At 69.4% G+C, this 14661-nt stretch carries 14 protein-coding genes; 2 read left to right on the top strand and 12 right to left on the bottom strand.

Annotation, left to right across the window (positions count from 1 at the left end; all coding sequences use genetic code 11):
* From GIS00_RS00835 to GIS00_RS00825, 3 genes are all read right to left on the bottom strand, one after another.
* Positions 1-756 (bottom strand): SDR family NAD(P)-dependent oxidoreductase, encoded by a 756-nt coding sequence (locus GIS00_RS00835; protein WP_154766547.1) that lies wholly within the window; start codon positions 754-756, stop codon positions 1-3.
* A gap of 77 nt (positions 757-833) precedes the next feature.
* Positions 834-2000, bottom strand: coding sequence for an acyl-CoA dehydrogenase family protein (locus tag GIS00_RS00830; RefSeq protein ID WP_154766546.1), 1167 nt, complete (start codon positions 1998-2000; stop codon positions 834-836).
* A 123-nt stretch (positions 2001-2123) separates the two neighbouring features.
* Complete coding sequence (locus GIS00_RS00825) at positions 2124-3197, bottom strand: acyl-CoA dehydrogenase family protein (RefSeq protein WP_322097310.1); 1074 nt, start codon at positions 3195-3197, stop codon at positions 2124-2126.
* A gap of 101 nt (positions 3198-3298) precedes the next feature.
* Between GIS00_RS00825 and GIS00_RS00820 the strand changes: the two genes are divergently transcribed.
* Together GIS00_RS00820 and GIS00_RS00815 are read left to right on the top strand one after the other, a co-directional pair.
* On the top strand, positions 3299-4078 hold the full coding sequence (locus tag GIS00_RS00820; RefSeq protein ID WP_230312707.1) for a FadR/GntR family transcriptional regulator: 780 nt from the start codon (positions 3299-3301) through the stop codon (positions 4076-4078).
* A 68-nt stretch (positions 4079-4146) separates the two neighbouring features.
* Positions 4147-5178 (top strand): DUF7064 domain-containing protein, encoded by a 1032-nt coding sequence (locus GIS00_RS00815; protein WP_230312706.1) that lies wholly within the window; start codon positions 4147-4149, stop codon positions 5176-5178.
* 82 nt (positions 5179-5260) lie between these two features.
* Here the strand turns inward: GIS00_RS00815 and GIS00_RS00810 are convergent, their stop codons facing one another.
* From GIS00_RS00810 to GIS00_RS00770, 9 genes are all read right to left on the bottom strand, one after another.
* The gene (locus tag GIS00_RS00810) at positions 5261-5791 is read right to left on the bottom strand and encodes a hypothetical protein (RefSeq protein WP_154766544.1); all 531 of its coding nucleotides are present in this window, start codon (positions 5789-5791) and stop codon (positions 5261-5263) included.
* A 1-nt stretch (position 5792) separates the two neighbouring features.
* Positions 5793-7013, bottom strand: coding sequence for a phosphotransferase family protein (locus GIS00_RS00805; RefSeq protein WP_322097308.1), 1221 nt, complete (start codon positions 7011-7013; stop codon positions 5793-5795).
* 69 nt (positions 7014-7082) lie between these two features.
* Positions 7083-8531: an aldehyde dehydrogenase gene (locus tag GIS00_RS00800; protein ID WP_154766543.1), complete on the bottom strand. Its 1449-nt coding sequence runs from the start codon at positions 8529-8531 to the stop codon at positions 7083-7085.
* A gap of 45 nt (positions 8532-8576) precedes the next feature.
* A complete protein-coding gene (locus GIS00_RS00795; protein WP_154766542.1) occupies positions 8577-9683 on the bottom strand; it encodes an NAD(P)-dependent alcohol dehydrogenase in 1107 nt (368 codons plus the stop codon).
* Positions 9683-10699 carry a DUF7064 domain-containing protein gene (locus GIS00_RS00790; RefSeq protein ID WP_154766541.1) on the bottom strand — a complete coding sequence of 339 codons (1017 nt, stop codon included), beginning with the start codon at positions 10697-10699 and terminating at the stop codon, positions 9683-9685. Before GIS00_RS00790 ends, GIS00_RS00795 begins: the two co-directional genes overlap by 1 nt.
* A 76-nt stretch (positions 10700-10775) precedes the next feature.
* Positions 10776-11333, bottom strand: coding sequence for a hypothetical protein (locus GIS00_RS00785; protein ID WP_154766540.1), 558 nt, complete (start codon positions 11331-11333; stop codon positions 10776-10778).
* The gene (locus GIS00_RS00780; protein WP_154766539.1) at positions 11333-12544 is read right to left on the bottom strand and encodes a phosphotransferase family protein; all 1212 of its coding nucleotides are present in this window, start codon (positions 12542-12544) and stop codon (positions 11333-11335) included. Before GIS00_RS00780 ends, GIS00_RS00785 begins: the two co-directional genes overlap by 1 nt.
* Complete coding sequence (locus GIS00_RS00775; RefSeq protein WP_154766538.1) at positions 12541-13566, bottom strand: DUF7064 domain-containing protein; 1026 nt, start codon at positions 13564-13566, stop codon at positions 12541-12543. Before GIS00_RS00775 ends, GIS00_RS00780 begins: the two co-directional genes overlap by 4 nt.
* Positions 13563-14615, bottom strand: a complete 1053-nt coding sequence (locus tag GIS00_RS00770) for an ABC transporter permease (RefSeq protein ID WP_196073059.1) — start codon at positions 14613-14615, stop codon at positions 13563-13565. Before GIS00_RS00770 ends, GIS00_RS00775 begins: the two co-directional genes overlap by 4 nt.
* Between the last annotated feature and the right edge of the window lie 46 nt (positions 14616-14661).

Genomic DNA, 14661 nt, shown 5'->3' with positions numbered 1-14661 from the left:
TCAGATCACCGTCCCGCCGTCGACGGCCAGCACCTGGCCGGTGATGTAGGACGCCGCGGGCGAGGCGAAGAACACGAAGGTGCCGGCGATCTCGTCGGGGTCGGCCCAGCGGCCGAGCGGGATCCGGGCCAGGGTGAGTGCGGCCAACTTCTCGTTGTCCCGGATGTTCTGGGTCATCGGGGTGGCGGCCAGCGGTGCGACCGCGTTGACGGTGATCTGCCGCCGGGCCAGTTCCTTGGCGAGGGACTTGGTGAGACCGACGATCCCGGCCTTGGCCGCGGAGTAGTTCACCTGCCCGATGGTGCCGACCAGCCCCGCCGCGGAGGTGACATTGATGATCCGCCCGGTGCCGTCGTCGGGCAGGAAGGGCAGCGCCGCCTGGCTGCAGGCGAAGGTGCCGAACAGGTGGATGTCGACGACCTTCCGGAAGGCGTCCGCAGTCATCTTCGGCAGCATGGCCGGGGCGATGGCACCGGCGTTGTTGACCAGGATGTGCACCGCGCCGGTACCACCGAGTTCGGCGGCGGCGGTGAAGGCAGCCGTCGCCTGGTCCGCGTCCCGCACGTCCAGCGCGGCGGATCCGGCGACCAGCCCCGACTCCCGCAGCGTCCCGGCGACCTTCTCGGCGGCATCTGCGTCGATGTCGGTGACGAGCACGGCGGCGCCGGCTGCGGCGAAGGCACGGGCCACCGCGGCACCGATGCCCGATCCCGCGCCGGTGACGACCGCGGTCCGGCCGTCGAGTGAGAAGGTCATGCGCCGCTTCCTGTCGTGTCTTCGAGAGTGTCTATAGGAATGGAGTTGTCGGAACGGAGCCGTCGGATCCGGAAGACTCAGTAGCTGCGAGGCAGGCCCAGCACGTGCTCGCCCAGGTAGTTGAGCACCATCTCCTGCGAGAGCGGAGCGATCCGGGTCAGCCGGGCCTCCCGGAAGTACCGGGCCACGTGGTACTCCTCCGAATACCCCATCCCGCCGTGCGTCTGCAACGCCCGGTCCGCCGCGGTGAAACCTGCATCCGCGCACAGGTACTTCGCCGTGTTCGCCTCCCGCGCGCACGGCCGGCCGTTGTCGTAGAGCCAGGTCGCCTTCCGCAGCACCAGCTCCGCCGCGTCCAGATGCGCCAACGAATCCGCCAACGGGAACTGCAAACCCTGGTTCATCCCGATCGGCCGGCCGAACACCTCACGCTCCCCCGCGTACTGCACGCCTCTCCGCAACGCCGCCCGCCCGATCCCCAGCGCCTCGGAGGCCACCAGCATCCGTTCCGGGTTCAACCCGTCGAGGATGTACTTGAAACCCTTCCCCTCCTCACCGACCCGGTCCGCCACCGGGATCCGCAGGTCGTCGATGAAGATCTCGTTCGAGGTGATCGCGTTCCGACCCATCTTCCGGATGGGCCGCACATCCATGTGCGCCCGGTCGATGTCGGTCAGGAACAACGTCAACCCGTCCGTCTTGCGCGGCGAGTCCTCGAACTTCGCCGTCCGCGTCAGCAGCAGGATCTTCTCCGACTCCACCGCCTTGGAGATCCACACCTTCCGCCCGTTCACCACGTACTCATCACCCTCACGCCGGGCGAACGTGGTGATCTTCGTGGTGTCCAGACCCGCACCCGGCTCCGTCACCCCGAAACACACGTGCAGACTGCCGTCCACGATCCGCGGCAACGTCCGCGCCTTCAACTCCTCCGACCCGTGCTTGATCACCGGATGCATCCCGAAGATCGACAGGTGCATCGACGACGCACCGTTCATCCCCGCCCCCGACGCCGCGACCTCCTCCAGGATGATCGACGCCTCGGTGATCCCCATCCCCGCGCCACCGAACTCCTCCGGCGTGGTGATCCCCAACCACCCGCCCTTGGCGAACGCGTCGTAGAACTCCCACGGGAACTCGTGCGCCTCGTCCTTCTCCAACCAGTACTGGTCGTCGAACTTGCCGGCCAACTCACGCACCGCCGAGCGGATCGTCTGCTGATCCTCGGTGAGGTCGAAATCCATGACGCCCGTTCCCATCTGCCTCGTCGGAGGCCGCGGTGCGATGGGAACGATCGTTCCGCAACGCCGCGGCGGGACCGACCACGGTCCCGATTGGCTTCACCGTATAAAAGGACTGACCAAAGTTCAAGCAGTCGCGGACACGAGCCGGAGCCCGTCGGCGATCCGCTCGTTCCAGGCCGCCGGCGCGCCGAAGAGCTTCTCGTCGAGCTTGAGCCGCTTGTAGAACAGCTGCAGGTCGTGCTCCCAGGTGTAGCCGATCGCGCCGTGCACGGTGAGTGCCACATCGGCCGCGCGCGCACCCATGGCCGTGACCTGCGACTTGGCGACCGCCGCGTGCAACGCCCGGTCGGGGTGCCCCTGCGCCACCGACGCCGCGGCGAAGTAGACGATGCCCCGGGACGCCTCGACCTCGACCAGCATGGTCGCAGCGGCGTGCTTGACCGCCTGGAACGACCCGATGGGCTTGCCGAACTGCTGGCGCTGCCCGGCGTACTCCACTGCCAGGTCGAGGACCCGCTCCATTGCTCCCAATGCATCGGCAGCCGTGAGCACCGCGGCGCGGAGCGCGACCTCGGCCATCACGGCCGCGCCGTCCACCTCCAGGCGCTCGGCAACGGCACCGTCGAGCCCGATGTCGGCGACGGTTCGCGACCGGTCCAGCAGCCGCCGGGGCCGGGCCCGCACGCCTTCCGCGGCAGCGTCCACGGCGTACCAGACAGGACCTCCGGACGCGTCGTGCACCGGCACGAGGAGCCGGGTCGCGCCGGCACCACCGACCACCCAGCCGATCTCGCCGGTGAGCCGGCCTCCGTCCGCGGTGACCGCGCGCGCGACACCCGGCACCCGGCCCGCATCGACGGCGACGGCCGGGTTCTGCTCGCCGGACACCGCCGCCTCGACCCCGTCCGGATCGATCGCGCCGGCCAGCGACAGCGCGGTCCACCGCCCGGACGGGGCCGCACACCGGGCCAACTCCTCCGCCGCGAGGGCACTCTCCAACAGGTCGCCGCCCTGGCCGCCGACCTCCTCGGCGAAACCGACGGCGGACCAACCCTCGTCGTCGAGCTGGCGGTCGAACCCGGCGGGATCCTCCGTGTCCAGCCACTTGCGCACCGCATCGGGCGCGGCGGCCCGGCCGAGCCACCCACGGAAGGTCTCCTGGAACATCTGCTGTTCATCGGTCAACGTCCACCGCACGGGCTGCACCTCTTCGTCGGAGTCCGGCTACCCTGCCGAGATCACGATTGTTGATCGAAGAGTATATTAGGTCTGACCGTTAGACCAGAACGGAGTGGGGCATGTCGACGGACCCGATCGACAGGGTGGGGCGGTCGGAGATCAAGTTGTCCCCGATGCAGGTTCCGAAGGCCTCCGACGTGCTCGCCGATGCCCTGCGCGAGCGGATCCTGTCCGGCGAGTTCGTCGAGGGGACACCGCTGCCCCCGGAGCGCGAGCTGGTCGTGCAGACCAGGATGAGTCGCACCACGGTGCGCGAGTCCCTGCGCATCCTGGAGGTACAGGGTCTGGTCCGCATCAAGGCCGGGCGTGCCGGCGGCGCCTTCGTGCAACGCCCCGGTGAGGAGTCGATGGCCCGGTCGGTCGGACTGCTGATCCGCGGCCGGCAGATCCGGCTCGCCGCCCTGCTGGAGACCCGCGAGGCCATCGAACCGTTCTGCGCGCGGTTGGCCGCCACCCACCGCACCGACGAGGACCTCGACGCGCTGGGCCGGGCCAACGCCGACCTCGAGGCGTCGCTGGACGAGCCGGACCTGGCGCTGTTCCTGCAGTCCAACCTGGACTGGCATGTCGCCGTCGCCGCGGCCGGCCACAACGAACTGCTGACCGGCATGATGATGGCCCTGTCCCGGGCGATCTACACCGCCACCGAGAACGAGGCGTTCGTCGACCGGGCCGTGAAGGCGACCACCCTGCGGGCCCACACCACGATCACCAATGCCATCAGGGATCTCGACCCCGATGCGGCGGTCCGCCGGATGACCCGGCACGTGCACTCCTACGCCGAGGCCCTCATGCAGGTCGACGAACGGACCGACATCTCGGTGCCGGACGAGGACTGACACCCGGCAGCCTCGCTGCTATGTTCGGTGCGATCGTTCTTTTGGTCGTACCGAACATGGAGGTTCAGGTGCTGCAACTCGAAGACACCTTCCACGATCCGCTCGTCGCCCCGGGCACCCCGGACCTTCCCGAGCGCTTCTTCGACCGGTTCATGTTCAACCTGCACCCGACGGACGCCACCGCGCCGTCGGTCATCATGGGCGCCGGGGTCTACCCGGTCCGGGACGTCACGGACGGTTTCGCGGTCGTGACCACGGCCACCGAGCAGCGCAACCTGCGGTTTTCCACCGAGCTCTCCGCGCTGTCGCCGGCGGCCGCGGGATCGGTCGGGCCGCTGTCCTGGACCGTGCTGGAGCCGAACCGCAGCTGGCGACTCCGGTTAGCGGACAACCCCATCGGGCTCGGCTGCGACATCACCTGGCGGGCACGGACCGAGGCATGGCACGGCGGCGTCGAGGTGCGCAACGCCGACGGCGTCCCGTCGACCTTCGACCACCTCTTCCAGTCCGGCACCTATACCGGCACCATCACCATCGACGGCGTCCGGACCGACGTCGCGGGCTGGTACGGCCAGCGGGACCGTTCCCGCGGCGTGCGCACGATGGCCGGCGGGCAGGGCCTGCACCTCTGGTACCAGGCACAGTTCCCGGAGTACTGCGTGGGATTCCTGCACGTCGAGGACCGCACGGGCGGCCGGCTGCTGCTGGAGGGTGCGGTGCTGCACACCTCCGGCGAGGTGGACGACATCGTCGACGTACGGCACGATCTCACCTTCGGTCCCGGTCTTGACCTGGAGACCGGCCGGGTCCGGGTGACCACCGCATCCGGCGCGGTGCTGGACATCGACGGCGACGCGCGGGCCGGCGGCGGCTGGATGGCCGGGGCCGGCTACGGCGGGCACCATGGGAAGCCCTGTGGCGTCGATCATCTCGAGTACGACGTCTACCCGCTCGACGGATCCGTGTCGCCTGCCACCGTGGACTCCGCCCTCACCGACCGGCTCACCGCGTTCACCTGCGACGGAGTCGCCGGCACCGGCATCCTGGAGTTCGCGCACAGCCGCAGCCGGTCCTACACGTACCGACCTTCGCTGGTCTGAGAGCCACCGGTCCGAGGGCCACCGGTCCGCGAGTCCCTGGTCCGGGCGTCACCGACCATCTGGCGCACCGGCGCATCCCGACTCAGCCGGCACCCAGACCCCAGTCGAGACTCGCCCCCAGTTCGGGCACCCCCAGTGGATCGGGATCGAAACCCAGTGGCGCCAGCCACGATCGATCGCCCCTGATCCCCGGTTGCGCCCCCGCCACGACGATCTGCTCGATCCGTCGGCGCTCCACGGCGGGAAGCCCGTCGGCGTCCCGGACGACCGCACCGATCGCGGCGTTGAGCCCGGCCGTGACCGCCTCGATCGATCCGCCGGCCGCGGTGGGGTCGGGACGCTGCCGGAGAGCCTGCTCCAGGCGGGGCCGGGACCGGAGCCCGGGCACCGCCGGGTCGGCGGCGAGGGCCCGCGCCGTGGCGGTCGTGCACCGCAGGTGGAACGCCGCCCGCCGGTCGATCAGATCGACCCGCTCGGCGACGAAGGCGAGGAAGTCCGCGACGAGCTGCGCCTGCTCGGCCGCCTGCTTCCTTCCGTCCCCGTCCAGTGCCGGTACCACCACCTCCCGCATGGCCTTCAACGCCGCGCGGGCCGTGTTCGCCGTGTGGTCCAATTCAGAGCACCTCCTCAAGTTTGGTGGAGAGCTGTTGCAGCAGAACAGGAACGGTTCCCTCGAGCCGGGCCAGCAGCACGTCCTGGTGCGAGCGGCCGAGCCGGGCCACCCGGTAGGAGGTGGCCAGGGTCTTCACCACGGCCGAGTACGAGCAGAGGATCGAATACCAGCCCAGCCGCACCGGGTCGATCGACAGACCCGAGGCCTCCTCGTACATCCGGAGGAGGTCGGGAACCGGGAGCAGACCGCCGGCCAGGAAGGTCTCACCGTCCTCCGCGTAGTGGCCGTACAGCGGTTGGGTGCAGTAGGCGAGATCGGCATGACGGTCGCCGAGATGGCAGGACTCCCAGTCCAGCCACGCGGTGATCCGCCCGCAGGCCTCGTCGAAGAGGAAGTTGCCGCTGCGGTAGTCACCGTGGACCACGCTCACCCGGTCCAGGACCGGGGCGGTGCGGGCGAGCCAGCCGCCGGCCACATCCATGAGCGGGACGTCCTCGCCCCTGTCGAGCTCCCACAGCTGGCGTTCGAAGTTGAGTCGCCACAGGGCGGACTCGCTGGTGCCCGTCCGCGGTGCGACCACCGCTGGAGACTGCACACCGGTCACCGGGAGGGTGTGCAGCGCGGCGAGGTGCGTCACGAAGTCGGCGCCGAGCGACGGACGCAACGACGCCCCGAAGTTCGTGCCCAGGCCCGTCACCTGGCCGGTCGAGGTCAGCGCCGGTTTCGTCACACCGTCGACGAAGCCGCAGATGAGTGCCGGTTCCGGCAGGAACTCGCCCGTTGCGTCCATCCACGGCGCCTCCGGCACGGGCAGCACGGCGCCGACAGCGCGGAGCACCTCGAACTCGGTGGACTTGTTGGTCGCGTTCAGCGTCTCCGGCGGATCCATCCTGAGCAGCATCCGTCGTGGTTGTTGCCCGGGAAGGACGACGGTGAAGGCCATCTGGATCTTCGAGGCGCCGCCGGTGAGCCACCGCGGCTCGCGGATCTCGCATCCGGCGCCGACCCGTTCGTCGAGCAACGCCCGGACGCCGTCGACGAGCCGGGACAGTGCCAGCGGTGTCCAGCCGGGACCGCCCCTGCGGTGCAGCTTCTGGTCGATGGCCTGTTGGCCCGCCGGGTCGGTCGGAAAGCTCTCCCGGACGGCCGTCTGCAGGGCATCCGAGGGCCTGTCCCGGTCCGCGTCCTCCGGGCCGGGCAGTTCCGCTCTGCCGGTGCTCACCACAGTGTGATCACTCCTTCTATCCCAGGTTCCGGAACCGCTTCCGGCCGCGAGAACAGTACGACTTCCTCAGTTGTCGAGGTAGACACTCTTCGGGAACTGGTAGGAGTGCAGGCCTTCCGGCCCGAGCTCCCGGCCGAGCCCGCTGGCCTTGACCCCGCCGAAGGGCGAATGCGGGTCGTTGGAGTAGGCGTTGATGCCAACGGTGCCGGACCTGATGCCGCGGGCGACCTCGGCCCCACGGTCCGGGTCCTCGGTCCAGACCGAGCCGCCGAGTCCGTAGTCGCTGTCGTTGGCGATCGCGATGGCATCGGCGACCGTGTCGTACGGGATCACCGAGAGCACCGGGCCGAAGATCTCCTCGCGGGCGATCCTCGCCGAGTTGTCGACGTCGGCGAAGACGGTCGGCTCGACGTACCAGCCGCGGTCCACACCCGCCGGCCTGCCGCCGCCGGTGGTCAGACGGGCGCCGTCCTGACGCCCGACGGCGATGTAGCCCTCCACCCTTTCGCGCTGCCGGGCCGATACCAGCGGGCCGACGTGCACGGCCGGGTCGAACGGATCACCGACGACCCTGGACCGTGCCATGTCGGTCACCGCGTCCACGACGCGCCCGTAGCGGCTGCGCGGCGCGAGCACCCTCGTTCCCAGCCAGCAGATCTGGCCGTTGTTCATCATCGTCGCGGCGAAGAAGCTCTCCATGCGCATGTCCAGGTCGGCATCGTCGAGGACGATGGCCGCCGACTTGCCGCCGAGCTCGAGCGTCACCGGCCTGAGCAGCTCGCCGCAGGTCCGGCCGATCGCCCGCCCGGCAGCGGTGGAGCCGGTGAACGACACCTTGTCGACCCCGGGGTGACCGACGAGGTAGGCGCCGAGCTCCCGGCCGCCCGGGACCACGTTCAGCACGCCGGGCGGCAGGCCGGCGGCCGCTGCCGATTCCGCGAGCAGGAAGGCGTCGAGCACGGTCTCCTCGGCAGGCTTCAGCACCACCGAGCATCCCGCGGCCAGGGCGGGTGCCAGTTTCAGCGCGGTGATGCCCTGCGGGACGTTCCACGGCACGATGGCCGCCACCACACCGATCGGTTCCCGCGTCACCCTGGTCCGGCCGCCACCCATGCCAGGACGGATCTCCTCCTGATCGCCGTCCACCATCAGCCCGCCGTAGTAGCGCATGAGGATCGCCGGGAACCCGGCCTCGATGGCATGTGCGACGGTCGTCGGCATCCCGTTCTGCAGGGTCACCCGCCGCGCCGTCTCCGGTCCCCGCCGCTCCAGTTCGACGGCGAAGGCCTCCAGCACCGACAAGCGGCGCTGCGGCGTCCATGTCGACCACCCCCCGGGATCGTCGAATGCTGCCCGGGCGGCCGCCACGGCCGCGTCCACATCACCCTCGGTGCCACGCGGCACCGAACCTGCCGGTTGCTCGGTGATCGGCGAGATCACCGTGATGGTCGACTCTCCCACCGGCGTCTGCCAGCGGCCACCGATGTAGAGCGCGTCGTAGTCGATCGTGGGCATCGTGGACTCCTGTGCTTCGGGAAGGGAACGGAACGGACGCCGCGGTCAGCGACCGGGTAGCAGGACGACCTTCACCACCTCGCCACGGTGCTGGGCCTCGACCGCTGCGTTGATGTCGCTCAGCGGGTACGTCCGGATCATCGTGTCGAACGGGAACCGTCCTTCCCGGTGGTACTGCAACAGCTCCGGGATGAACACCTGCGGGTCACTGTCCCCCTCGACGATCCCCTTGACCGTGAGACCGAGCTGCATGGCGCGGACGATGTTCAACGGCAGCTCCACCGAGAAGTCCTGCGGCACACCGACCAGGCCGAGAGTCGCGTTGGCCGCGGCCACGCCCAGCGCCGCCGAGATCACCTCCACCCGGCCGGTCGTGTCGAACAGGTAGTCGGCCCCCTGCGGGACGACGGCACGCAGGCCGTCGGCCAGTGGCCCCTCGGCCGGGTCGACCACGGCGGTCGCGCCGACCGTCAGTGCGAAGGCACGCCGGTCGGCATGCGGCTCGACGACGACGATGGCCGAGCAGCCCCGGATCGCCCCGGCCATGACGGCCGCGAGCCCGACCGGCCCGCCACCGAGCACGACCAGTCTCGTCCCCGCCCGGACATCCATGGAGTTCATCACCGCGCCGGCTCCGGTCTGGATACCGCAGCCGAGCGGGCCGAGCAGACCGGTGGCCAGCTCCGTCGTCACCCGGACCACGCTGCGCCGTGGAGCGAGAGCGTGGGTGGCGAAGGAGGACTGGCCGAAGAAGTGTCCGTGCATCGCGCCACCGGGCTGCGTCATCGTCGCGCTGCCGTCCGGGCGGCTGCCGATGTAGTTGAACTCGGTGAACCGTTCGCAGTAGGCAGGCCGGCCCGCCGAGCACGTGACGCAACCACCGCAGCTGGCGAAGGAGAGGACCACCGGGTCGCCGATCGCGAGGTCGGTCACCGCCGGACCCACGGCGGCGACCGTGCCACTGCCCTCGTGCCCGAGTACGAGAGGATAGGGCAGGCCGTAGATCCCGTCCCTTGCGGCGATGTCGGTGTGGCACAGCCCGACCCCGGCGATCTCGACCAGCACCTCGTCGGGCCCGGGCCCGCCCAGATCCACCTCTTCCACCGTGAACGGCTCCCGGGCCGCGCGCGCCACGGCCGCCGTGGTCCTCATCAGATCCCCGGACCGAAGGCGGTCGAGGTCAGCCGCCCGTGGCGGGACGTCCGGTCGGCCAGGAACTCGATGCCGTAGGTGTCGGCCATCAGGCCGAAAGCTGTTCGCCCGTCGAGGTCGTAGCGCACCAACGCCTGGAAGGTCACGTACGACGGGCTGAAGGTGTACCACGGGGCGTTGGCGACAGCCGTTCCCCGCAGCGTCCACGACCTGCCGAGCACATCCGTCACCTCGATGGCGTTCCACATCGGCAGCAGTCCCTGCGCCTGCCCACCGGTCATCCGCGCCTCGGTCAGGCCGGTCGTCCCGCCGTTCTCGTAGACGTAGCCGAACCGGAACGGGCTGTACCGGACCTGACCGCGGTCCAGTTCGATGCCGGTCACCACGTGGAACCCGAAGTCGTCGTCGAACGGCATGTGCAGGTAGGAGATCGCCGCCTGGCCGAGTTCGGTCCGCCGCCCCCAGCTGCGATCCATGCCACCCATGGAGTCCACCTCGTACTCGACCCCCCGCAACCGGAGGGTGCCGCGGACCCGTCCGACGAAGTCGAGATGTCCCCCGGACCAGGCGTCCCCGAGGCCGAGGTCGGTCCGATCCGGGTCGGCCAGCAGCGGATTCTCCCGGGGATCGTTCGGATCCCAGGCGGGCATGACGCCCTCGAAGGTCAGGTCGAAGGAACAGGCATCTTCTGCGGGCGAGACGTAGCTGAACCGGTAGTTGTTCGGGGGCTTCGTGACAGTGACCCGGAGCCCGTTCTGCAACGTGAAGTCGAGCATGGAATCCGGGCAGGGCACGTGCATGTGCGGGTCGGTGAAGTCCACCGAGAACGGGTGGTGGTTGCGGCCCTGGATCACGTTGATCGAGGAGTAGGCCGCGCCCACGTTCGGCCGGCACAGCACGTAGACGTTGGCGTAGATCGCCTCCTCGGGCACTGCGAACCAGAAGCCGATGGTCTCGGCCCACGTCGTCATCGACGCCTCGCTGGGGTGGAACTCGGCGTCCTCGGGCTTGATCAAGTGGTCCTCCAGGTGAAGTGCGGTGCGGGCTCGCTGCGCCGGTGGGCTCGGTGGTTGCCCCCCGTCGGTCGGGCGGTCATCCGGTCTCCTGTCGCGCGCGACGGGGCGGCGGCGCGCCGGCCGGCAATGGGATCGGCATCGCCTCGTCGAGGGTCGCCAAGGTGTCCGGGTCGGTGTCGAATCCCAGCGGTGCGAACCAGGCCCGGTCGGCCGTGATACGGCGGCGTTCGCCGGCCAACACGTGCCAGGCGGCACTGCGCCGGAGCGCGGGGTCCCTCCAGGAGAGTAGGTTCCGCAGTGTCTCCCGGATCGCACCGGTCACCTCGGCGAGCGCGTCCCCGCCGGACGGGAGCTCCGCAGCGCGCCTGGCCGCCGACACCAGCATCCCTGCGGTGTCCGGACTCTCGTCAGCCAGATCCTCCGCCAACGCCGCAGCGAGGTCGACCGAGTTCTGCAGCAGGAACGCGCTCCGCCTGGGCAGATCGGCCAGCCTGAGTTCGAGGAAGCGAAGCGTGTCCGTCACCAACGTCAGTTGGTCCGCTGCCTGTGCGTCGTCGGCGGCCTCGACGACCGGGCGGACGACCTCGTCCAGTGCCCGGATCGCGGCGTGCAGGGCGTTCGCGCTGTATTCCATCACAGCAGCCTTTCCAGCAGGCTCAGGAGTTCGAGCTCGATGACGCTGCGGGAGCCCTCCAGTCGGGCGAGAAGCACGTCCTGATGGGATCTTCCGAGCCTGGACACCCGGTACGCCGACCCGATGGTCTTCACCATCATCGAGTAGCAGGTCAGTACCCGGTACCAGTCCAGACGCTCATGGTCCACCGGCAGCCCGGACGCCTGTTCGTAGCGATCGAGCAGTTCGGGCACCGGCAGCAGTCCGCTGACCAGGAAGGTGGAGCCGCTCTCGTCGCGGTGGCCGAACAGCGGCTGGGTGGACCAGGCCAGGTCCCAGTGCCTGTCGCCCAGGTGAGCACCTTCCCAGTCGAGCCAGCCGGTGATCTCCCCCGAGGTCTCGTCGAAGAGGAAGTTGCCACTGCGGTAGTCGCCGTGCACAGGACCGACGTGATCGAGCTCCGGCAGATGCCGCTCCAACCACGAAGCGGCGAGTTCTATCAGTGCGCAGTCCTCACCACGATCCTCTTCCCACACCCGACGCTCGTAGTTCAGCCGCCACAACGCATTCTGCACCGTTCCTGCCGTCGGTGCCGTCGTGCTCCGGTACAGGTGCGTCGACGTGTCGAAGGTGTGCAACGCGGCAAGGTCCCGGATGAATTGCGGAGCCAGCCGTTTCCGGAGTTCAGGTCCGAAATTCGTTCCGAGGCCGACCACCTGACCGGTGACCGCCCCGGAGGGACGTGCCACCCCGGGGACGATCCGGTACACGATCGCCGGCTCCGGGAACCAGGTCGCATCCGCGTCGACCCACAGCGGTTCCGGCACCGGGACCGTGCCCACCAGGGATCTGACCATCTCGAACTCGCGGGTCTTGTCGGTCGTGTTGATCGGCTCGCGTGGATCCATCCGGAGGATCAGCTTCTCGGCCGTGTCTGCGCCGCCCGGACCCGGCCGGTGCAGCGTGAACCCCATCTGGACCTTCGATGCGCCGCCGGTCAGCCAACTCTCGTCCGCGACGGTGAACTCTCCACCCAGGGATGCGGCGAGCAGCGCGGTCAGCGACGCCCGTAGTCCGTCCAACGACGGGGTGACGCCGGGCCCCTGGCGACGCAGGGCCATCTTCCGGTCAAGCATCGCGGCGAGATCGGGATCGGTCGGGTAGTTCTCCGCCACCCGACGCGCGAACCGTGTCGTCGGCAGGTCCCGCTCGGCCTGGGACAGCGCGTTCACCGGGTGCCGCCCGGGTGTGCGGTGCGACGTGAGATCCCGTGCCGGGACATGCGATCCGCCAGGAACTCCAGCCCGTAGACGTCCGTCATCATCGAGTGCCCGACCTCCCCGGTGCCGCTCTCGTACCGCATCAGGCTCGAGAACGAGCAGGTGAAAGGATTCCAGGAGTACCACGGGGCACCGCCCACGGAGGCGCCGCCGAACTCCCACTCGCGCCCCCGGGCATCCCGGGCCGTGATGTGGTTGCGGACCGGGATCAGGTGGTCGGTCTCTCCGATGATCTCCGCCGATTCGATGCCGGTCACCTCACCGTCCTCGACGACGTAGCCGAAACGGACCGGGCCGTAGCGCACCTCGCCGTCCTCGATCTCCAGGGCGGCCGCCAGGTGCATCCCGAACCTGCGCCCGAACGTGACGTGCAGCCAGGTGACGGCCACGTCCTGGCCACCGGTCTCCGGACGAGGGCCCCAGCTGTGGTCCATGCCCTCCGTGCACCGGACCTCGTACTCGCGTCCGCGCAGCCGCAGGGTGCCGGTGATCTCGTTGATCAGGTCGAAGTGGCCGTGTGCCCAACCGGCCCCGAGCCCGGTGTCCGCGTCCTTGAGTCCGTCGGCGGGCAGCAGCGGGTTCGTGGCCGGGTCGTGCATGTCCCACGGGGCCATGATCGGCGAGTAGTCGAGGTCGAAACTGCAGTTGCCGTCGGCACTCCGGTAGGTCATCCGGTAACCGCCGCTGCTGTCGACCTCGACACCCATCCCGCTGTCCAGGGTGAAGCTGCTGAAGCTCGACGGGCAGGGCAGGTGCACCTGCGGGTCGTGGAAGTCGATCTCGTACGGGGTCGTGCACAGCCCCTGGTGCACGTTCACGCAGGAGGTGACCACACCGAGGTTCGGCCGGGCCAGCACGTAGACGTTGGCGAGGATGCCCGCCTCCGGTACGGAGAACACCCCGCCGATGGTCTCCGTCCACGTCCGGTCGGTCCCGTCGTTGGTGTGGAAGTCGAAATCGGCGCGCGTGATCATGCGGTGTCCTTGCTGTCGGTGTTCCCGCGCCGGCCGGGCGGCACAGTCGCGTCCGGAGGATCTCCGGCCGGCTCCGCGGCCTCGGTCATCGCGGCCTCGGCCTCTTCGTCGCCCCGTCGCTTCCGCCGGGCACGCACCATCGAGGACACGGACACCGCGACGACCAGTGCAGCGCCGTAGAAGAGCTGTTGGACGAAGGTCTGTGCGCCCAGCAACTGCAGTCCGTTGATACCGGTGACCAGGAAGTACACGGCGATCACGGAGCCGAAGGCGTTGAACCGCCCGGGCACGATGGACGTCGCGCCGAGGAACGCCGCGGCAAACGCCGGCAGCAGCAGCTCGGCACCACCCGACGGTGTCGCTCCGCCGCTGTTCCCCACGTAGAGCACCCCGGCCAGGCCTGCCAGACCGGAGCACATGACCAGCCCGAGCACCCGCGTCCGGTTGACGTTGATGCCCGACAGGAGGGCGACATCCCGCGCCTGCCCGACGATCAGCATGCGCCGGCCGAACGGGAGGTAGCGCAGCATGTAGAAGAGGCCGACGGCGATGACCATCGCGTAGTAGAACTCCGGGGCGATCCCCAGGATGCGGTGCCCGACCACCGCGTCCACCAGGCCCTGCGACACCCCGGTGATGGTGTTCAGATCACTCATCCATGCGGTCACCCCGGTGATCAGGCTGCCCGTCCCGAGAGTGACGATCAGCAGGTCGACGTTCATCGTGGTGGCGACGATCCCGTTGAACAGGCCGATGGCCATGCTGGCGACGATCGCGATGAGCACCGCCAGGAACACGGGCACGTCGTGCTGCACGTTGAGGATCGCCGTCAGCATCGCCGAGAACCCGACGACCGCTCCCACCGAGACGTCGAGATCACCGACGGTGAACGGGATCACGATCGCGAGTGTGACAACCACCAGGACCGCTTGGGAGGACAGGATGGAGGAGATGTTGGCCTGGGTGAGGAACACACCGGGTTTCAGGATCGTGAACAGGACGATCACCAGGACCCAGGTGACCGGCAGTGCGATCGGCTCCAGGTCCAACCGGCGACGCGGTGCCGGGCGTGCGCGGCTCGGATCCCCGCGGCCT

The organism is Nakamurella alba (assembly GCF_009707545.1).
Taxonomy (GTDB): domain Bacteria; phylum Actinomycetota; class Actinomycetes; order Mycobacteriales; family Nakamurellaceae; genus Nakamurella; species Nakamurella alba.
This window is presented reverse-complemented; position numbering and strand designations above follow the sequence as displayed.

What these genes read in the sequence shown, in the direction of transcription:
- GIS00_RS00835 (WP_154766547.1), bottom strand. Translation starts at nt 756, where the DNA reads ATGACCTTCTCACTCGACGGCCGGACCGCGGTCGTCACCGGCGCGGGA.
- GIS00_RS00830 (WP_154766546.1), bottom strand. Translation starts at nt 2,000, where the DNA reads ATGGATTTCGACCTCACCGAGGATCAGCAGACGATCCGCTCGGCGGTG.
- GIS00_RS00820 (WP_230312707.1), top strand. Translation starts at nt 3,299, where the DNA reads ATGTCGACGGACCCGATCGACAGGGTGGGGCGGTCGGAGATCAAGTTG.
- GIS00_RS00800 (WP_154766543.1), bottom strand. Translation starts at nt 8,531, where the DNA reads ATGCCCACGATCGACTACGACGCGCTCTACATCGGTGGCCGCTGGCAG.
- GIS00_RS00795 (WP_154766542.1), bottom strand. Translation starts at nt 9,683, where the DNA reads ATGAGGACCACGGCGGCCGTGGCGCGCGCGGCCCGGGAGCCGTTCACG.
- GIS00_RS00785 (WP_154766540.1), bottom strand. Translation starts at nt 11,333, where the DNA reads ATGGAATACAGCGCGAACGCCCTGCACGCCGCGATCCGGGCACTGGAC.
- GIS00_RS00775 (WP_154766538.1), bottom strand. Translation starts at nt 13,566, where the DNA reads ATGATCACGCGCGCCGATTTCGACTTCCACACCAACGACGGGACCGAC.